Origin of the sequence: Brevundimonas sediminis (genome assembly GCF_048799765.1) — a bacterium.
In the GTDB taxonomy this organism is placed as follows: domain Bacteria; phylum Pseudomonadota; class Alphaproteobacteria; order Caulobacterales; family Caulobacteraceae; genus Brevundimonas.
Window position 1 is genome coordinate 19,141 of sequence record NZ_JBLYQK010000018.1, and the last position, 17,622, is coordinate 36,762.

The following is a 17,622-nucleotide window of genomic DNA, read 5'->3' on the forward strand; positions in this document are numbered from 1 at the left end:
GCCCGGTCGAACCGGACGGGGTTTTTTATTGCCGCGTCCGGTCACAAGGCCCCGGTCCGCGCTCCTCAAAAATCACCCTTCACTCTTCACCCAATGCCGCGACCTACAGCTGGCTCATCTTCTGCTGGGCCTTGGAGAAATACTGCCAGCCGGTCCACAGGGTCACGACGGCGGCGACCCAGGTCAGGGCGACGGCGAAGGTCTCGAAATGGCCCTGCCAGGCCGGGGTGGTGCCGTCCGGGTTGGTCAGGCCGAAGGCGTCCCAGAGCAGGGTCAGTTGCAGGGCGCCGAGGGCGAACATCTGCAGGGTGGTCTTCCACTTGGCCAGCAGGGTGACCGGCAGCTTGACCTTGCCCGCCACGGTTTCGCGCAGGGCCGAGACGGCGAACTCGCGGAACAGGATCAGGCCGCAGGGGATGGCGATCCCCGGCAGGGAGCCCGAGGCCAGCACGCCCAGGATGGCGCCCGTGATCAGGACCTTGTCGGCGATCGGATCCAGAATGGCGCCCCAGCGGGTGGTCGCGTGCCAGCGACGCGCCAGGAAGCCGTCGACCCAGTCGGTCGAGGCGGCGACGGCGAAGATCCAGAAGGCCCAGACGCCGAAGCTCAGCTGCTGCTGGGGCGACAGGAAGCTGTCCATGAAGCCGGGGGCGGCGCCCGCCAGCATCAGGAACATCACCACCCCGGCCGCGAGGCGCAGGCCGGTCAGGATATTGGGGATGGGATTGGCGTGGTGGGTGGGGGTCATCGCGGCCTTCCGAAAACGGACCTCCGGTGTGCCACGCTTCGCCCGGCGAGGCGAGGCGTCAAACCGGTTCAGGTGAGCGGCTTGAACCGCCCTGACCCCTGCAACGCGCGAAGCACGCCATCGGCGATGCCGAAATGCAGCCCGATCAGCTTCAGCGTGCCCTCCGCCTCGCGTTCGGCGATCCACGGGAAGGTGCGCAGGTTGTCCAGCGACAGTTTGACCACCGCCTCTTCCGCCGCCTGCCCCTGCCCTTCCGGCGACACTTCCTCGCACACGCGACGCACCACCGGCGCGCCCTGCGCGACCCAGGGAGCGACGAAGTCCTGCACATTGTCCGGCGCGCCGTGGATCATGGCGTTCACCCCGCCGCAGGAGGCGTGGCCCATGACGACGATGCGCGACACGTTCAGCACCTTGACGCCGAATTCCAGCGCCGCCGACACACCGTGCAGATGGCCGTCCGGCTCATAGGGCGGCACCAGGTTGGCGACGTTGCGCACCACGAAAAGCTCGCCCGGGGCGGCGTCGAAGATCAGGGCCGGGTCGGCGCGGCTGTCCGAACAGGCGACGATCAGGGTATGCGGCTGCTGCCCCTTGGCGAGCGCCTCATATTCAGCGCGGGCCTCGGGCCAGCGGTCTTGGCGGAAGCGGCGATAGCCGGCGGCGATCTGGTCGGTCATGACGGCGGTATAGGCGATCCCCTGACCCGGGGGAAAGGGGCGGACCGGCCGTCCCGTCAACGCCCCTTGCGGGCCGCCCCGTCGATCAGCACCGCCTGTTGCCAGCGGCCGGGGGCCTTGTCGGTCCGGTGGATGCAGCCGGCCCAGCAGCAGGGCCGCTTCTTGCCCTCCTGAAGCTCCTCCACAGTCCGGCCGATGCGCCGTTGGCGGGTCGCCGGCTGTTTGGCGTCCTCGACCCAGCAGATGAACTCATTGCGGCCCAGCGGCGTCAGCCCCTGCCAGAGCGCCAGCACCTCGGGATCGGCCTGCAGGGCCTCCCGGAGGTCGTCTCCCGCGACGTGGACCGTCCCCTGCGCGAACTCGCTCATCCCGTCCTCCGCTGCTCTGTCCGCCCGACCCTAACCCCGTGCGGCGGGATGGAAGAAGCCGTAAATCCGCTCGGCCAGCGCCTGGCTGACCCCGTCCACCTTGACCAGGTCGGCGACCGAGGCCCGCCCCACGCCCTTGGCCGAGCCGAAGGCGTGCAGCAGGGCCCGCTTGCGTCCCGGGCCGACCCCCTCGATCTCATCCAGCGGATTCTTCCGGATATCCATGGACCGGCGCGTGGCGTGCGCCCCGTTGGCGAAGCGGTGCGCCTCGTCGCGCAGACGCTGGATGTAGTAGAGCGCCGGCGACTTCAGCGGCAGCATGAAGGGCGGCTTGCCGGGGATGAAGAAATGCTCCTTGCCGGCGTCGCGGTCCGGCCCCTTGGCCACCCCGACGGCGAGGATGTCGTCCAGGCCCAGGTCCGCCAGAACCGCCAGCACCTCGGCCAGCTGGCCCGCGCCGCCGTCGATCAGCAGCAGGTCCGGGCGTTCGACCTCCTCGCCCTCATCCTCTTCCTTGACCAGACGGCTGAAGCGACGGCGCATGACCTCGCGCATCATGCCGTAGTCGTCGCCGGGGGTGAGCTCATCGCCCCGGATGTTGAACTTCCGGTACTGGTTCTTGCGGAAGCCCTCGGGACCGGCGACCACCATGCCGCCGACGGCGTTGGTCCCCTGGATGTGGGCGTTGTCGTAGATCTCGATCCGTTCCGGCCGGCTCTCCAGCCCGAAGGCCTCGCACAGCTCGTCGAGGATTTTCGACTGGGCCGAGTTCTCGGCCAGCTTGCGGCCCAGGGCCTCGCGCGCATTGGTCAGGGCGTGGTCGACCAGCGCCTTGCGGTCGCCGCGCTGGGGCCGTTCGATCGACACCACCCGGCGGCCGTCATCGAGCCGGGCCTTCATCGAGAAGGCCTCCTCCAGCAGTTCCTTCTCGTGCGGGACGATGTTGGACAGGATCTGCCGGGGCACCGGCTTGTCCTCGTAGAACTGCCCGAGGAAGGCCGCGAGGATTTCAGGATCGGTGTCCGCCCGGTCGACGCGCGGGAAGTAGGCGCGGCCGCCCCAGTTCTGGCCGCCGCGATAGAAGAAGACCTGCACGCAGGCCTGACCGGCTTCGGAATGCAGGGCGAAGACGTCGGCCTCGGCCACGCCCTCGGCGCTGACCGAATTCTCCATGGAAATGGCGGACAGGGCCCGGATGCGGTCGCGGACGCGGGCGGCCTGTTCGAAATCCATCTCGTCGGACGCCGCCTGCATCTCGGCCGAGAGACGGCCGATCACCGCCCGCGACCTGCCGCGCAGGAAGGCCTCGGCCTCGTCGACCAGACCCTCATAGTCCTCAAGCGAGATCAGCCCGGTGCACGGGGCCGAGCAGCGCTTGATCTGGTGGAGCATGCAGGGCCGGGTGCGGGTCTCGTAGACACTGTCCGAACACGACCGCAGCAGGAAGGCCTTCTGCAGGGTGGTCAGGGTCCGGTTCACCGCCCAGGTCGAGGCGAAGGGGCCGAAATAGTCGCCCTTGATCGTGTGGGCTCCGCGATGCTTGCGGACCTGGGGCGCCCGGTGGTCGCGGCGGATCATCAGCTCGGCGAACGACTTGTCGTCCCGCAGCACCACGTTGAAGCGCGGCTTCAGCTTCTTGATGAAGTTGGATTCCAGCAGGAGGGCTTCGGTCTCGGACGCCGTCACCACCAGCTCCATCGCGCGGGTCAGCGAGACCATCAGGCCGATGCGCTGGGTGTGGAACCGCCCCTGCGCGTACTGGAGGATCCGCTTCTTCAGACTGCGCGCCTTGCCCACATACAGGCACGCCCCGTCCTCGCCGTACATGCGATAGACGCCCGGCTTGTCCGGCGCGCGGCGCGCCTCGTCCCGGATCAGGTCGGCCGCCTGCAGGGGCGAATCGGTGGCGGGCGTCTCCTCGGTCATCCGCGCCAATATAGGCGTCCCCGCGCTGTCGCGAAGCGTCAGCAGTCGATCAGAACCGGCGCACCATCACGACGCCGGCGATGACCAGGGCCACACCGGCCATGCGGCCGAGGCTGATCGGGTTCTGCGGCGTGCCGAAGGCGCCGAAATGATCGAGGATCAGGCCGATCAGAAGCTGGCCCGCCACCATCAGGGTGATGGTCAGGGCGACGCCCAGACGCGGCACGCCCCAGGCGGCTGCGACCACGAAGATCGCGCCGTACAGCCCGCCGATCCAGGCATACCAGGGCAGGGCGCGCGCGGCGGTAAGGTCCGGCCTGGCCTGCAGGATCATGGCGATGATGCCGAGCGCCGCAGTTCCGACCGCGAAGGAAACGAAGGCCGCGTTCACCGGCGAGCCGACGGCGGTCATCATCTTCGCATTGGTCGGCGCCTGAAGCGCGGTGGCGCCGCCGGCGAAGACGACAGCGATCATGGACAACAGCATCGGGTTCATGCCGCCATGGCTATCACCGTTGTCGACGGCGCGCACCGGGTCTCAGCGACCGAGGATGAACCGGGCGGCGCGCTCTCCCTCCGCATCCCCCGCCTGACCGAACTCGACATTGATGTCGCGGTGGCTGTCGTCCGGCGCAACGACCACTTCGGCGCGGCCGCCCGCGCGGTTCAGCGCCTGCGCCAGGGCCTCGCTCTGCCCGCGCGAATCCTGACGGCTTGAAATGTGGAAGATCAGGAAGGGCGGATAGGTCACACCGGCGCGGACCAGCAGCGTCGGGGACAGGGCGGCGGCGTTGTCGCCGAAGGCCGCGTCGTACAGATGGCCGAGCAGACGACCGGAATAGCCGTCCCCGCGGTCCCCGGTGGCGTCGTAGCCCGCGCCGTCCAGCAGGATGACGCCCGCCAGATCGGACGGCTGCAAACCCTGACCGGCGAGCCAGGTCGGATCAGTCCCGACCAGGGCCGCCAGGTGTGCGCCCGCCGAATGGCCCATCAGGAAGAGCGGGCGGCCCGGATGGGTGCGCCTGAGAGCCGCAACGGCGGCGGCCACGTCCTGCGCCTGCTCGCGCGGTGTGACCTGCGGCACCAGCCGGTAGCCGATGGACGCGAAAGTCAGCCCGTGACGCTGCGCATACTCCGGCAGGTCGTGCACCATGGACTTGTCGCCCATCGACCAGCCGCCGCCGTGGATGAAGGCCAGCACCGGGCCGGTGGCGGCGGCGTTCGCATAGAGGTCGTAGGCCTGCTTCGGATCGGAGCCGGTGGAGATCGACGTGTGCGGCGCGTCAGATCGCCCGTTCCCGCCCGCGCGGTCCGGGGCGCGGCGACGCCGCCGCTCGCGAAGACGGGGCCGGTCCTGGGCCGTGGCGGTTCCGGCCACGAATACGGCCGCCAGCCCCGACAGCAGGGCGGCGCGGCGATGCAGTTCACGCATGAGCAGTCTCCATTGTAAGCCCCCGAACCGGTTATACGCTACATTTGTAGCGTTCCGTCGCCACAAATGTAGCGGTGCGGAAAAACCTGTCGAGCCGATTGCTCCCGGCGATCGGACATGTCCTGTTCCGACCTATGACTGTCGTCCCCACCCTGCCCGGCATCCATCTGGCCTTCGACCTGCTGGGCTGGCTGGCGGGGGCGACTCTGGGCGCCGCCCTGTACCGGTGGCGTCTGCGGCCTCTGGTGGAGCGGACCGCGCGCTCCGTGGGGCCGGGATATGTGCTGGCCCTCGTGACGGGCGCGGTGGCCGGAGCCTGGCTGTCCGGCTCGCTGAACACCCTTCTGTCGACCAGCCCTTCCCTGTCCCACAGCGTCCTCGGCGCGCTGGCGGGCGCCGTGATCGGGGTCGAGCTGTACAAGCTGGCGCGTGGGGTCCGGGGCTCCACCGGCGGGGTCTTCACCGGCTCGCTCGCCCTGGGCATCGCCGTCGGCCGGCTGGGCTGCCTGTTCCAGGGCTTGTCGGACCGGACCTACGGTACGCCGACCCGGCTGCCCTGGGGCGTCGACCTGGGCGACCACATCGCCCGCCATCCGGTACAGGTCTATGAGGCTCTCGCCATGCTGGCCTTCGTGGCGGTCTATGTCGCCGCCCTCGCGCGCCGGGCGCCCTGGGCCCTGCGCCGCAGCTTCTACGTCCTGTGCATCTGGTACGGCGCCCAGCGCTTCGTCTGGGAGTTCCTGAAGCCCTATCCAACCGTGGCGGGACCGTTCAATCTGTTCCACCTGATCTGCCTCGGGCTGATCGTCTACGGCGGGGTGATGTATGGACGGGATGTCAGGCAGGAGCGCCGCGGCGGCGCTCCCTTCCAGGAAGGCGGCCCCGTATCTGTTCCACGGCCAGACCACGAGCCTGTGTGAAACCTGCTACCGGCTGGTCCCCGCCAAGATCCTGATCGAGGACGACAGGGTCTTCTACCAGAAGCGCTGTCGCGAGCACGGGGTGCAAAAGACCCTGATCGCCGACGACGTCGCCTACTACAAATCGCAGAAGGACTGGCTGAAGCCGGGCGACCGTCCACTGGCCCCGCAGACGCGCACCGACCACGGCTGTCCCTGGGACTGCGGCCTGTGCGCGGATCACGAGCAGCATTCCTGCCTGGCCATCATCGAGGTCAATGAGGCGTGCAATCTCAGCTGCCCCGTCTGCTTCGCGGACTCCTCGGTGAAGCGGCAGGGGCACCGGCCTCTGGACGAGATCGAAGCCATGCTGGACGTCCTGGTGGCGTCGGAGGGCGAGCCGGACCTGGTCCAGCTGTCCGGCGGCGAGCCGACCATCCACCCGCAGTTCTTCGATATCCTGGACGCGGCCCGCCGGCGGCCGATCCGGCACCTGATGATCAACACCAACGGCCTGCGGATCGCGCGGGAGCCCGGTTTCGCCGAGCGTCTGGCGACCTACGCCCCGGCCTTCGAGGTCTATCTTCAGTTCGACAGCCTGAAGCGGGACGCCCTGATGGACCTGCGCGGCGCCGACCTGCGCGGCATCCGTCAGGAGGCGCTGGAGGCGCTGGAGCGGGTCGGACTTTCGACAACGCTGGTGGTCACCCTGAAGAAGGGCGTCAATGACGATGAGATCGCCGACATCGTCCGCTTCGCCCTGGAGTGGCGTTGCGTGCGCGGCGTGACCTTCCAGCCGATCCAGGACGCGGGCCGCAACGACGGCTTTGACCCCAAGGCCAACCGCATCGTCCTCACCGAGGTCCGGCGCCGCATCGCCGAGGCCGGCGTCTTCGCGCTCGAGGATCTGATCCCCCTGCCCTGCAATCCGGATCAGATCTGCATCGGGTACGGCCTGCGCAACGGCGAACAGGTCGTGCCGGTCACCAGCCTGATCCCGCGCGAACTGCTGGTCGCCGCCGCGCCGAACACCGTGACCTTCGAGGCCTATCCGGAGCTTCAGCGCCGGGTGTTCGACCTGCTGTCGCTGTCGACCGCCCAGACCGACACGTCGGACAAGCTGTCCGCCCTGCTCTGCTGCCTGCCGGAGGCGGCGACGCCGCAGTCCGTCGGCTACGCCGACACCTTCCGGGTGGTGGTCTCGCAGTTCCTGGACCGGTTCAATTTCGACCTTGGTACGGTGAAACGGTCCTGCGTTCACTTCGTCCAGCCCGACGGCCGGATCATTCCGTTCGACACCTTCAACACCTTCTACCGGCCCGGCGCGCCCGGCGCCGACGCCCTTGAGCAGGGGAGACTGTCCCGATGACCGGCAAACCCAATCCGGTGGCCGCCTTCTTCGGCTGGCTGCTGATGGCGGCGGGCGTCCTGATCGCCCTGACGGCCGGCGCCTGTTCAGTGGTCTTCATCGTCAGCCTGTTCAGTTCAGTCGGAGCCCCCGAGGCCTGGCTCAGCATGCTCGGCCTCATCTTCCTCTTCGGGGGTCTCCCCGTCGGCTTCGGGGTCGGTCTGATCTTCATCGGCCGGATGCTGGCGCGCCGGAAGATCACCAGGCGGGACTGACCGGCGCCCCCCCGAACACCTCGGCCAGACGGGCGCGGGTGGCGCGATGGGTGTCCGCAGGCAGGTCCGCCGGATCGAACCAGCCGATCTCCGCGATCTCGCCATGACTCGACCGGTCGGTCAGCGTGAACCGGTCGATCCGGTAGACCAGCACGTGGTCGCCCCGGAAATACCGCTCGTTCGAGTGGACGCTGACCAGCGTCGGGCGCTCCTCGACGATCAGTCCGGCCTCCTCGCGCATTTCCCGGATCAGCGCGTCCCCGGCCGTCTGCCCCCGCTCGACCCCGCCGCCGGGGAGCCACCAGCCGTGGACATAGGTGTGCTTGACCAGCAGCACCCGCCCCTCGCCGTCCACGGCCACCCCGCGCACGCCCAGGGTCATCCCCCGCGTCGCACGGGAGAAGGCGAAGAACAGGGGCCGGGTGAAGGGTTCGATGCGCGCGCGCCAGGTGGTCATGCGGCGACGATAGGCCCTGATGCGTTCTTGAACAGCGGAGCCGGGCGCTTTATTGCCGGTCGCATCAAGGAGCTTTCCATGCTGGCCCTCTACATCATCCTCGGTTTCGTCGCCGTCATCGGCGTCATCAACTTCATCGAGTTCGGCCGGGTTGACTAAGCCCGACGCCGATCGCGGCGTCGCGCTGGTCACCGGCGGCGGCAAGCGGATCGGCAAGGCGATCTGTCTGGAGCTGGCGCGCGCCGGCTTCGACCTTGTGATCCACTATCGCGGATCGGGGGACGCGGCCGGGGCCGTGGCCGAAGACGTGCGCGCCCTGGGCCGCCGCGCCGCGACCGTTCAGGGCGACCTGTCCGTCGAGGCCGAAGTGCGCGGCGTCGTTCCCGCCGCCGTCGAGGCCCTCGGCCCGCTGACCGTGCTGGTCAACAACGCCTCGGTCTTCGAGGACGACCGGGTCGGCGGTCTGGGTCGCGACAGCTGGGACGCCCATATCGAGACCAATCTGCGGGCCCCCATCGTGCTGGCCGAGGCCTTCGCGGCCCAGGCGCCGGACGGCGGCTGCGTCGTCAATCTGCTGGACCAGCGGGTGCTGAAGCCCGATCCTCGCTTCTTCTCCTACGCCCTGTCGCGCAACGGCCTGTGGTGGGCGACGCGGACCATGGCGCAGGCCCTGGCGCCGCGCATCCGCGTCAACGGCGTCGGGCCGGGGCCGACCCTCCCGTCCATCCACCAGAGCGCGGCCGACTTCGCCGCCGAAGCCGCCGCCGTGCCCCTGCGGAAGGCCGGCAGTCCCGAAGCCGTGGCCGCCGCCGTGCGCTGGCTGGTTGAAGCCGACCTGGTGACGGGCCAGATGATCGCCGTCGACGGGGGCCAGCACCTGGCCTGGCAGACCCCGGACATCGTGGAGTAGGCCGTGGCGCCCCTGTCCCCCCTTCCCTTCCCCGCCTCCGGCGCGCCCGTCCGGGAGGCCCTGACCGTCTTCGTGCGCGGGCTGGCGGTCGAGGCCGGCATCGGCGTCTATGACCACGAACACGGCCGGCTGCAGCGGCTGGTCATCGATGTGACGCTGGAGCTGACCCCGGCGCCGATCGAGCGGCTGGCCGACACCATCAACTATGAGGCGGTGGCCGAGGCGGCCCGCGCCATCGTGGCCGAGGGCCACATCGGCCTGGTCGAGACCTTCGCCGAGCGGCTGGCCCTGGCCCTGCTGGAAGACCTGCGCGTGCGGCGCTGCACCGTGCGCATCGACAAGCCGGGCGCTCTCGGCGGCGACACGGTGCCGGGCTGTGAACTGGTGCTGGCGCGCTGACCGCCGGACGCGACAGGTTGCGCGGCGCGAGCGAGGCCGTCATACCTGACGACGGACTTGAAGGACCTCCGATGGCCGAACCCGGCGATCCGCAACACCCTGATGATCATGATGATCATGTCGGCTTCTCCTCGGCGGCGTCGCTGCAGGGACGTGCGCGCGAGGTCCCGCCCGAACCGACCCCCGAGACTGGGGCTGAGGTCGAACCCGACGCGCCCCCCCAGCCCGCGAGCGAACCCGCATCGTCCGAAGCCGAGCCCGACCTGTTCGATCCCCCGCCGGTGATCGAGACGCCGGAGCCGGTGATCCCGCCCCCGGCGAAGGCCGCGCCTGCGTCCGCCGAGTCGATCTTCCAGCCGACCCCGGGCTTCACCGGCCGCTCGCGGGTGCGCGAGACGGTGCAGGACCCGCCCGGCGGCGGGACCGGCGTCTACGCCGTCTACGCCCTGATCCTGCTGGCTGTGCCGACCGTGGGCGTGTCGGCCGTCATCGCCCTGCTGGCGGTCACCGGCCGTCCGGCGCCCGAGGACGACCTGACCCGGTCACACTTCATCTTCCAGCAGCGCACCCTGTGGGCCGCCGCCGTCGCGGTGCTGGCCGGCGTGATCCTGCTGGCCGCGCCGTTCGGCCTGGGCGTGCCCCTGCTCTTCCTGGCCGCCCTCTGGGTGGTGCTGCGCGGGGCGACCGGCGTCTGGATGCTGAAGTCCGGCAAGCCCATCGCCCGCCCGCGCGGCTGGTGGGTCTGACCCGGGAACGCCGCGGCCCGCCGGGGATTGAACCCCCGACGACCAGGAGCGCCGCATGACCGCCCTTCGAGACCTTCCCGACGCGCACCGCTTCGAGCAGGACTTCACCGACGCCTCGGGCCAGACCCGCACGGTGTTCGCCGACTATGCCGTCCATGACGACGTTCGGGTGATCCTCCACGTCGAGGCCGACCCCGCCCTGCGGGGCGGCGGTGCGGCCGGGCGTTTCATGCAGTCCCTCGCCGCCCACGCCCGCACCGAGGGTCTCCGGCTGCGACCGCGGTGCAGCTATGCGGTCCTGTGGCATCGCCGGCATCCCGAATACGACGATCTTCTCGCCTGATCCGGTCTGTTCCCGCGACGCGGGGTGTGCTGGACTGCATCGGACAGGGGGATTCTGCATGTTCAGTCGTCGTCTGGCCGCGCTGGCGGCCATGGTCGTTCTCGCCGCGCCCGGCGCCGCCATGGCCCAGGTGTGGAGTGACTGGAGCGAAGCCGATGGCCGGAGTCTGGTCACCGCCGAAAACGGCGTGGTCGATGAGGTTCTCCGCCCGGACGACGGAACACTGGAAATCTACGCCACCTTCGACGACTGGCTGAAGGTTCTGATCAAGGGCGACGAGTGCAGCGGACGCGGCGCGTCCATGCGCTGCAAGAAGATGGCCTTCAACGCCCTGTTCGAGATCGATGACGTCGCCCGCGCCCGTCAACTGGACGCCGAGTTGATCAACAATTTCGTCGCCGACATGGCCGATGGCGACGACTACGTCATCGAGCGGTCGGTGGTGCTGACCGGCGGGGTCAATCTGACCAACATCCGGGCCCAGCTCGACCGGTTCATCGGGGCCGGGGAGCTGGTCGCCGACGCGGCCTGGCCCGCCAAGGGCGGCGCGCCGGCCAAGACCCGCTGAGCCCCGTCAGAGCGATCGGCCGACGATCGCCTTCAGGGTTTCGGACTTCGACGGCAGGTCCGACGCCAGGCGCCCGGCGATCTCGCGCGCGCCGACCGGGTAGGCGTCGCCGCCTTCGGAAATCTCCCGCGCCAGGGCCGCGGCCTGCATCAGGGCCGCCTCAAGCGCCTCGACCTGCTCCACCGCCAGCGCCCGCGCCTCAAGCTGCAGGCGTTTGACGCGGTCGGCCGTCGTCTCGGGCTGACGCATCAGATCGTAGATTTCAGCCTCGGCCTGAACGAGACGCAGACTGGACCGGGCGGGCGGCGTGCGCTTGGGCATGACAGTTCTCCTGCCAAGCCAATGCCGGCCGGGACTCCGCGGTTCCCCCTCCGGCCGGACGCCGTTCGACAAAGGCCACGCTGTGACATTCCCGCCGCAGGGCGGCAGTCAGGCCGCATCCTCGCGGTCCGCCATCCGGGCCTCGGCCTCGCGCACCGCCTCGACTGCGCGATCCACCACATCGATCCCCGCGCCCGGCTTCACGCTTTCGACGGTCAGGATACGGCGGAAGGCCCGGGCGCCGGCGCGGCCGTGCATCACGCCCAGCAGGTGCCGGGTCATGTGCGCCAGATGCACCCCCTCTTCCAGCCGCGCGACCAGATAGGGCCGGTAGCGGGCCAGCGCCTCGTAGGCGTCCACGTCCGCCGTGGCCGCCCCGAACATCCGCCGGTCGGCCTGCCCCAGCAGGGCGGGCTCGTGATAGGCGGCGCGGCCCAGCATCACGCCGTCCAGCTGCACGCCGTCAGCGTCGGCCATATGCGCCTCGGCCTGATCGAGGTCGGGGATGCCGCCGTTGATGCTGATCGACAGATGCGGCCGCTCGCGCTTCAGCCGACGCACCAGCGCGTAGTCCAGCGGCGGCACGTCGCGGTTCTCCTTCGGCGACAGCCCCTTCAGCCAGGCCTTGCGGGCGTGGACGATGAAGGTGTCGATGCCGACGGCGGCGCTGGCGTCGACGGTGGCGAACAGGCTGACCTCAGGGTCCTGGTCGTCCACGCCGATGCGGCATTTGACGGTGGCGGGAACGGAGACCGCTCCCTTGATGGCGGCCATGCAGTCGGCGACCAGTTCGGGCTCGCGCATCAGGCAGGCGCCGAACTTGCCGGACTGGACCCGGTCTGACGGGCAGCCGACGTTCAGATTGATCTCGTCATAGCCGTACTGTTCGCCGATGCGGGCGGCCTCGGCCAGTTGCACCGGATCCGAGCCCCCCAGCTGCAGCGCCACCGGATGCTCGACCGGGTCGAAGCCCAGAAGCTTGTTCCGGTCCCCGTGCAGCACCGCCGGCGCCGTGACCATCTCGGTATAGAGCAGGGCGCGCGCGGACAGGGCGCGGTGGAACGCCCGGCAGTGCCGGTCGGTCCAGTCCATCATCGGAGCGACGGACAGCCTGCGGTCGAGGGGCTTGGACATGGCGGGGGACGGTCGGCCGGAACGGGAGGTCAGGAGGGCGCTATATAGGCGAGACGGCCCCCGAACGCGAAGAGGGCCCCGAAGGGCCCTCGAAAAGCGATGAACCGGCCGGACGGAACGCCCGGCCGGCCTTTTGCGGGGATCAGCGGATCGGCCGTTCCTCGATCGGCAGACCCAGGGCTTCCAGCTGCGGACGGACCACCGACGCGTCGCCCACCACAACCCAGACGAACTGGTCCGGGTGGATGTCGCGACGGGCCGCGGCGTCCATCTGGGCGGCGGTCAGGGCGCGGGTGCGGCTGGCCAGGGTGGTCTGATAGTCGTCCGGACGGCCGTACAGGGCGTTCGAGCGCAGGGCGCCGAGGATCTGGCCCGACGTTTCGAAGCCGCCCGCCAGCGAACGGGTGTTGCCGTTGATCGTCCGCTCCAGCTCCGTCGGCGAAACGCCGTCGGTCTCGAGGAAGCGGTCGTACTGGGCGATCAGGGCCGCGATCGACTCGCCGGTCCGGTTGGCCTGCACCGGCGCGTTGACGATGTAGGGCACGCGGTGCTGCAGGCTGTTCACGCTGCCGCGGACACCATAGGACCAGCCCTTGGTCTCGCGCAGGTCCGAGTTGATCCGCGACAGGAAGTCCGAGCCCAGGGTGACGTTGGCGGCGTTCAGCGCCAGCAGGTCGTCGGTGCCCGAGACCGGCAGCACGGCGCCGCCGTAGATCAGGGACTGCGGCGACTGCGGACGGTCGATCAGGACGATCCGGCTGGTGGTGGCCGGGATGGGCGCCGAGAAGTCCTTGGTCCCCTTCGGCGTCGCCGGCGCGCGCCAGTCGCCGAAGGCGGCTTCCAGCTGCGGGGTCACTTCCGCCAGCGGCAGGTCCGACACCACGAAGATGGTGGCGTTGTCCGGGCGGATCCAGGCGTCATGGGTGGCGACCAGGTCGGCGCGGGTCAGGGCGGTGATGGTCGCCGCGTCGCCGGTGCCCGTGAAGGAGCGACCATAGGGGCTGCCCTCGCCGTAGATCAGCGGCGGCAGGGCGCGGGCGGCGATGGCGCCCGGGTTGGTGCGTTCACTGGCCAGGCCCGAAAGACGCGAGGCGCGGATGCGTTCGATCTCGGACGGAGCGAAGGCCGGGTTGCGGATGACGTCGGCCAGCAGGGTCAGGCCGGGCGTCAGGTTGGCGGTCACCGTCGAGAGATCCGCCGAGGTGCGGTCCATCGAGGCGCCGACGTTGACCGAGGCGCCGAGGCGTTCTTCTTCCTCGGCCAGCTGGTTGGCGTTGCGGCTGGTGGTGCCCTCGTCCAGCAGGTCGATCATCATCGCCTGGGCGCCGAGCTGGTCCGCGCGGTCGGAGGCGAAGCCGGCGTCGAACTCGACGGCGACGCGGGTCACCGGCACGGTGTCGACGTGCGCGTAGACGACCCGGACGCCGTTCGACAGGGTGGCGCGTTCGACCGCGGGGAATTGCAGGTCCGGCACCTGGCCGATGGTCGGCATCGGATCGCGGGCCACGCGCTGGATTTCCGCGGCGGGAACCGGGGTCGCGCCGGACGGAGCCGCCGCAGCCTCCTCATAGGCCTCGCGCTCGCCGGGGGCGATGGTCATGTCGTAGACCGGGCGGGTCAGCCAGCGCCGCATGGCGGCGGTGACCTCGGCCGGGGTGACCGAGGCGTACTGGGCCAGCTCGTGCTTGTAGTGGTCAGGATCGCCCGCATAGAGCTGGCCTTCGGCCAGGACGTTGGCCTTGCCGTTGACCTGTTCCAGGCTCTGGATGCGGCGCGAGACGTACTGGGTCGCGACGCGCGAGACTTCTTCCTCGGTCGGACCGTTGGCGATGAAGTCGGCCATGATGGCGTCAAGGCGACGGCCGACCTCGGCGGCGTCCTGCCCCGGCTTCACATCGACCGACACCTCGAAGATGCCGACGCGGTGGAAGTCCTGCAGGCCGGCCGAGACCGAGACCGCGCTCTGCTCGTCACGCACCAGGGTGTTGTCGAGGCGCGAGGAGGCGAGGCCGCCCAGCACCGAGGCGGCGACCGAGAGCGGCACGGCGTCGTCGCTCAGCAGACCGGGCACGGCCCAGCTGCGGATCAGGCGGGTGTTGGCCACCCGGTCATGCATGGTGGCCACGATCGGGGCGGCGAGCGTCGGCACATCGGCTTCCGCCGGCACATTGACCGGGCCGCGCGGGATGGCGCCGAAATAGCGCTCCATCAGCGGACGGGCCGTCGCGGCGTCGATGTCGCCCGACAGCACCACGATGGCGTTGTTCGGGCCGTAGTTCTCGCGGAACCAGTTGCGGACGGTCTCCAGGCTGGCGGCGTCCAGGTCGGCCATCGAGCCGATGGTGGAGTGACGGTAGGGGTGGCCTTCCGGGAAGAGGGCCTCCAGCTGGGCGTACTCGAACAGGCCGTAGGGCTGGTTATCGCCCTGGCGCTTCTCGTTCTGGACGACGCCGCGCTGCAGATCGAGCACCTCCTGCCCCACCTCGCCGAGCAGGTAGCCCATGCGGTCGCTCTCAAGGAACAGGGCCTGTTCCAGCGCCGGGGTCGGAACCGTCTCGAAATAGTTGGTGCGGTCGAACCAGGTCGTGCCGTTCAGGTTCGACGGTCCGAGATTGCGCATGCGGCCGAGGTAGCTGCCCGGCGCATTTTCCGAGCCGCCGAACATCAGGTGCTCGAACAGGTGGGCGAAGCCGGTCGAACCGGCGGGCTCGTCCTTGGAGCCGACGTTGTACCAGACCGACACCGCGACCACCGGAGCCTTGCGGTCCTCGTGGACGATCACCGTCAGGCCGTTGTCCAGCTGGAAGCGGCTCCACGGGATATTGACCTCGGACACCAGCTCCGACACCGGCGCGGCCCGCAGGTCCGCCGCCTGCGCGGCCGGAGCGTGCGCGGCGTGACCGGCATGCTGTGCGAAGGCGATGGCCGGCGAGGTGACGGCGATCAGGGCGGCGAGCGATACGGCGCGAAGCTTCATTGACTGGGTCCTTGGGAAACAAGAGCTGCCGGACCTTAGCGACAACCTCCCCAGACACAATCCTGACACCTTGCGAATGCGTCGAACGGTCCCGTCAGACGCCGGATCGTTCGCGCTCGTCCTCGTCTTCCAGCGCCTCGGCGGCTTCGTCGTTGAGCGCCTGACCTTCGCGACGCGGCTTGATGTAGGGCTCGGGTCGGGTGGTGCGGATGTTGCCGCGCATCAGGGATCGCCCGCCGGTGATGCCCTCGACCATCTGGATCGACAGCCGTTCCTCGTCCCGCCGCCGGACGTCCTCCAGGGTCTCCTCGGCCTGTTCGTGGGTGAAGCCCAGATCGATCAGCACCTGGTAGCCGAACACCAGGGCGCTCTCGAAGGTCTCGCGCAGCTGGTATTCGACCCCCGCCTGCACCAGACGGATGGCGTGGCCGCGATCGTAGGCGCGGACGAACAGCTTGGTCAGCGGGAACTCGGCCTTGACCAGCTCGACGATCCGGTCGGCCACCTCGGGCTTGTCGACGCAGACCAGCACCGTCTCGGCCTTGTCCACGCCCGAGGCGCGCAGCACGTCCAGCCGGGTTCCGTCGCCGTAATAGACCTTGAAGCCGAAATTCCCGGCCGCCTGGATCATCTCCACGTCCATGTCGATGATGGAGACGTCCACGTCCCGGGCCAGCAGGGGCTGGGACACGACCTGGGCGAAGCGGCCGAAGCCGATGATCAGCACCCGCTCGCGCAGGTTCTTCGCCTTGTCGACGCCGTCGGCCTCTTCCGGGTTCAGGGTTTCGGCGGGCATCAGACGGCTGACCAGAATGGTCGTCACCGGCGTCAGCATCATCGACAGGATGACCACGGCGCTCGCAATGGCCGCGATCCGGGCGTCGAAGACCCCGCTGGCGAGGGCGGCGCTGTAGAGAACAAAGGCGAACTCGCCCCCCTGGGCGAACAGGACGGCCCGCTCGACCGCCTCCCGCTCACTGGCCCTGAAGATGCGGGCGACGCCGTAGATGGCCACGGCCTTCACCGCCATGAAGGCGATCACCCCGCCCAGAACCACCTGCCATTCGGCAAGAACCACCGACAGGTCGAGCGACATGCCGACGCTGAGGAAGAACAGGCCCAGAAGGATGGCGCGGAAGGGCTCGACGTCCGCCTCCAGCTGGTGCCGGAAGGTCGATTCCGACAGCAGGACCCCGGCCAGGAAGGCGCCCATGGCCATCGACAGGCCGCCGAGGTCCATCAGCCAGGCCGCCCCGACCACCACCAGCAGGGCCGCCGCCGTCATCACCTCCCGACCGCCGTAGCGGGCGAGGATGCGGAAGACCGGGTTCATCAGGAATTTGCCGGCGAACAGGACGACGGCGATGGCGCCGACGGCCAGAAGCAGGGTGCGCCACAGCGGCGGCCCGCCCTCGCCCGCCAGTCCCATCACCGAGGCCATGATCGCCACCACCGCCAGCAGCGGCACGATGGCCAGGTCTTCCAGCAGCAGGATGGAGATGGCGCGGCTGCCCTGCGGGGACCCCATCTGCCCCCGCTCGTCCAGCATCTGCATGATCACGGCGGTGGAGCTGAGCACAAACCCCATGGCGGCGATGAAGGCGACCGGCGCCGCCAGCCCGGCCGCCATGCCGGTGAAGGTCAGCAGCAGGCCGCAGCCCAGCACCTGCGCCACGCCCAGGCCGAAGATGTCCTTGCGAAGACTCCACAAGCGGCTGGGCCGCATCTCAAGCCCGATGATGAACAGGAAGATGACCACGCCGAACTCGGCGACGTGCAGGATGGTCTCCGGCTCCCTGAACAGGCCGACGCCGAACGGGCCGATGGCCAGACCGGCCGCCAGATAGCCGAGCACCGAGCCCAGTTGCAGCCGCCGGAACAGGGGCACGGCCACGACGCCCGCCGCCAGCAGGGCGGCAACATGCCCCAGCTCAAGTCCGCCAGCCGCTTCCGCCATCGCCATCCCCCTGTGCGCGAAGCTTCCATAGTGGGGTGCGCAGGGCCCGCGCGCCAGCCCGTCCTGTCAGGGTTCGTCAGGGTCGGCCGCCACAGTTTGGCCTGATGCTGACCGGCCAGATGCCGCCGTCACAC

Annotated in this window: 20 protein-coding genes; 9 read left to right on the forward strand and 11 right to left on the reverse strand. The window is 69.6% G+C overall.

The features are described from left to right. Positions 1-103: 103 nt before the first annotated feature. The 6 genes from pgsA to ACLQ7T_RS11035 form a co-directional block, all read right to left on the reverse strand. Positions 104-748 carry a CDP-diacylglycerol--glycerol-3-phosphate 3-phosphatidyltransferase gene (gene pgsA / locus ACLQ7T_RS11010; protein ID WP_420471797.1) on the reverse strand — a complete coding sequence of 215 codons (645 nt, stop codon included), beginning with the start codon at positions 746-748 and terminating at the stop codon, positions 104-106. A 68-nt stretch (positions 749-816) separates the two neighbouring features. Beyond that, the gene (locus ACLQ7T_RS11015; RefSeq protein ID WP_420479474.1) at positions 817-1,428 is read right to left on the reverse strand and encodes a carbonic anhydrase; all 612 of its coding nucleotides are present in this window, start codon (positions 1,426-1,428) and stop codon (positions 817-819) included. Between the two features lie 56 nt (positions 1,429-1,484). Continuing rightward, the gene (locus ACLQ7T_RS11020; RefSeq protein WP_420471799.1) at positions 1,485-1,796 is read right to left on the reverse strand and encodes a YdeI/OmpD-associated family protein; all 312 of its coding nucleotides are present in this window, start codon (positions 1,794-1,796) and stop codon (positions 1,485-1,487) included. Positions 1,797-1,826: 30 nt separating this feature from the next. Then, positions 1,827-3,722, reverse strand: a complete 1,896-nt coding sequence (uvrC, locus tag ACLQ7T_RS11025; protein WP_420479475.1) for an excinuclease ABC subunit UvrC — start codon at positions 3,720-3,722, stop codon at positions 1,827-1,829. A 49-nt stretch (positions 3,723-3,771) separates the two neighbouring features. Further along, entirely contained in the window at positions 3,772-4,254 is a 483-nt protein-coding gene (locus ACLQ7T_RS11030; RefSeq protein ID WP_420471801.1) for a DMT family transporter, read from the reverse strand. Between the two features lie 6 nt (positions 4,255-4,260). Then, positions 4,261-5,154 carry an alpha/beta hydrolase gene (locus ACLQ7T_RS11035; protein WP_420479476.1) on the reverse strand — a complete coding sequence of 298 codons (894 nt, stop codon included), beginning with the start codon at positions 5,152-5,154 and terminating at the stop codon, positions 4,261-4,263. Between the two features lie 134 nt (positions 5,155-5,288). On the opposite strand from ACLQ7T_RS11035, the gene ACLQ7T_RS11040 reads away from it, so the two are divergent. The 3 genes from ACLQ7T_RS11040 to ACLQ7T_RS11050 are packed head-to-tail and all read left to right on the forward strand — an operon-like array spanning position 5,289 to position 7,676. Then, positions 5,289-6,074, forward strand: a complete 786-nt coding sequence (locus ACLQ7T_RS11040) for a prolipoprotein diacylglyceryl transferase (protein WP_420479477.1) — start codon at positions 5,289-5,291, stop codon at positions 6,072-6,074. Further along, positions 5,989-7,422, forward strand: a complete 1,434-nt coding sequence (locus tag ACLQ7T_RS11045; RefSeq protein WP_420479478.1) for a radical SAM protein — start codon at positions 5,989-5,991, stop codon at positions 7,420-7,422. Before ACLQ7T_RS11040 ends, ACLQ7T_RS11045 begins: the two co-directional genes overlap by 86 nt. Then, entirely contained in the window at positions 7,419-7,676 is a 258-nt protein-coding gene (locus tag ACLQ7T_RS11050) for a hypothetical protein (RefSeq protein ID WP_420479479.1), read from the forward strand. The genes ACLQ7T_RS11045 and ACLQ7T_RS11050 overlap by 4 nt, the downstream gene beginning before the upstream one ends. Here the strand turns inward: ACLQ7T_RS11050 and ACLQ7T_RS11055 are convergent. Further along, positions 7,660-8,133 (reverse strand): NUDIX domain-containing protein, encoded by a 474-nt coding sequence (locus tag ACLQ7T_RS11055; RefSeq protein WP_420479480.1) that lies wholly within the window; start codon positions 8,131-8,133, stop codon positions 7,660-7,662. The genes ACLQ7T_RS11050 and ACLQ7T_RS11055 overlap by 17 nt on opposite strands. A 27-nt stretch (positions 8,134-8,160) precedes the next feature. Between ACLQ7T_RS11055 and ACLQ7T_RS11060 the strand changes: the two genes are divergently transcribed. From ACLQ7T_RS11060 to ACLQ7T_RS11085, 6 genes are all read left to right on the forward strand, one after another. After that, a complete protein-coding gene (locus ACLQ7T_RS11060) occupies positions 8,161-8,292 on the forward strand; it encodes a hypothetical protein (RefSeq protein WP_420479481.1) in 132 nt (43 codons plus the stop codon). Continuing rightward, on the forward strand, positions 8,285-9,043 hold the full coding sequence (locus ACLQ7T_RS11065) for an SDR family oxidoreductase (RefSeq protein WP_420479482.1): 759 nt from the start codon (positions 8,285-8,287) through the stop codon (positions 9,041-9,043). Before ACLQ7T_RS11060 ends, ACLQ7T_RS11065 begins: the two co-directional genes overlap by 8 nt. 12 nt (positions 9,044-9,055) lie before the next feature. Then, positions 9,056-9,442 (forward strand): dihydroneopterin aldolase, encoded by a 387-nt coding sequence (gene folB / locus ACLQ7T_RS11070; RefSeq protein WP_420479509.1) that lies wholly within the window; start codon positions 9,056-9,058, stop codon positions 9,440-9,442. A 71-nt stretch (positions 9,443-9,513) separates the two neighbouring features. Then, entirely contained in the window at positions 9,514-10,188 is a 675-nt protein-coding gene (locus ACLQ7T_RS11075; protein WP_420479483.1) for a hypothetical protein, read from the forward strand. Between the two features lie 55 nt (positions 10,189-10,243). Beyond that, positions 10,244-10,531 carry a GNAT family N-acetyltransferase gene (locus tag ACLQ7T_RS11080; RefSeq protein ID WP_420479484.1) on the forward strand — a complete coding sequence of 96 codons (288 nt, stop codon included), beginning with the start codon at positions 10,244-10,246 and terminating at the stop codon, positions 10,529-10,531. Between the two features lie 58 nt (positions 10,532-10,589). Continuing rightward, positions 10,590-11,099, forward strand: coding sequence for a hypothetical protein (locus tag ACLQ7T_RS11085; protein WP_420479485.1), 510 nt, complete (start codon positions 10,590-10,592; stop codon positions 11,097-11,099). Between the two features lie 6 nt (positions 11,100-11,105). Here ACLQ7T_RS11085 and ACLQ7T_RS11090 read toward each other — a convergent pair whose 3' ends face one another. The 4 genes from ACLQ7T_RS11090 to ACLQ7T_RS11105 form a co-directional block, all read right to left on the reverse strand. Next, positions 11,106-11,420: a hypothetical protein gene (locus ACLQ7T_RS11090; RefSeq protein WP_420479486.1), complete on the reverse strand. Its 315-nt coding sequence runs from the start codon at positions 11,418-11,420 to the stop codon at positions 11,106-11,108. 108 nt (positions 11,421-11,528) lie between these two features. Beyond that, entirely contained in the window at positions 11,529-12,554 is a 1,026-nt protein-coding gene (gene dusA / locus ACLQ7T_RS11095) for a tRNA dihydrouridine(20/20a) synthase DusA (RefSeq protein WP_420479487.1), read from the reverse strand. Positions 12,555-12,696: 142 nt separating this feature from the next. Next, positions 12,697-15,531: a M16 family metallopeptidase gene (locus ACLQ7T_RS11100; protein ID WP_420479488.1), complete on the reverse strand. Its 2,835-nt coding sequence runs from the start codon at positions 15,529-15,531 to the stop codon at positions 12,697-12,699. A gap of 94 nt (positions 15,532-15,625) precedes the next feature. Then, positions 15,626-17,488 (reverse strand): monovalent cation:proton antiporter-2 (CPA2) family protein, encoded by a 1,863-nt coding sequence (locus ACLQ7T_RS11105; protein ID WP_420479489.1) that lies wholly within the window; start codon positions 17,486-17,488, stop codon positions 15,626-15,628. Positions 17,489-17,622 lie beyond the last annotated feature (134 nt).

Coding starts and splice junctions, on each gene's coding strand:
- pgsA (WP_420471797.1), bottom strand. CDS start 748: ATGACCCCCACCCACCACGCCAATCCCATCCCCAATATCCTGACCGGC.
- ACLQ7T_RS11015 (WP_420479474.1), bottom strand. CDS start 1,428: ATGACCGACCAGATCGCCGCCGGCTATCGCCGCTTCCGCCAAGACCGC.
- ACLQ7T_RS11020 (WP_420471799.1), bottom strand. CDS start 1,796: ATGAGCGAGTTCGCGCAGGGGACGGTCCACGTCGCGGGAGACGACCTC.
- uvrC (WP_420479475.1), bottom strand. CDS start 3,722: ATGACCGAGGAGACGCCCGCCACCGATTCGCCCCTGCAGGCGGCCGAC.
- ACLQ7T_RS11035 (WP_420479476.1), bottom strand. CDS start 5,154: ATGCGTGAACTGCATCGCCGCGCCGCCCTGCTGTCGGGGCTGGCGGCC.
- ACLQ7T_RS11040 (WP_420479477.1), top strand. CDS start 5,289: ATGACTGTCGTCCCCACCCTGCCCGGCATCCATCTGGCCTTCGACCTG.
- ACLQ7T_RS11045 (WP_420479478.1), top strand. CDS start 5,989: ATGTCAGGCAGGAGCGCCGCGGCGGCGCTCCCTTCCAGGAAGGCGGCC.
- ACLQ7T_RS11050 (WP_420479479.1), top strand. CDS start 7,419: ATGACCGGCAAACCCAATCCGGTGGCCGCCTTCTTCGGCTGGCTGCTG.
- ACLQ7T_RS11055 (WP_420479480.1), bottom strand. CDS start 8,133: ATGACCACCTGGCGCGCGCGCATCGAACCCTTCACCCGGCCCCTGTTC.
- ACLQ7T_RS11075 (WP_420479483.1), top strand. CDS start 9,514: ATGGCCGAACCCGGCGATCCGCAACACCCTGATGATCATGATGATCAT.
- ACLQ7T_RS11080 (WP_420479484.1), top strand. CDS start 10,244: ATGACCGCCCTTCGAGACCTTCCCGACGCGCACCGCTTCGAGCAGGAC.
- ACLQ7T_RS11085 (WP_420479485.1), top strand. CDS start 10,590: ATGTTCAGTCGTCGTCTGGCCGCGCTGGCGGCCATGGTCGTTCTCGCC.
- ACLQ7T_RS11090 (WP_420479486.1), bottom strand. CDS start 11,420: ATGCCCAAGCGCACGCCGCCCGCCCGGTCCAGTCTGCGTCTCGTTCAG.
- dusA (WP_420479487.1), bottom strand. CDS start 12,554: ATGTCCAAGCCCCTCGACCGCAGGCTGTCCGTCGCTCCGATGATGGAC.
- ACLQ7T_RS11100 (WP_420479488.1), bottom strand. CDS start 15,531: ATGAAGCTTCGCGCCGTATCGCTCGCCGCCCTGATCGCCGTCACCTCG.
- ACLQ7T_RS11105 (WP_420479489.1), bottom strand. CDS start 17,488: ATGGCGGAAGCGGCTGGCGGACTTGAGCTGGGGCATGTTGCCGCCCTG.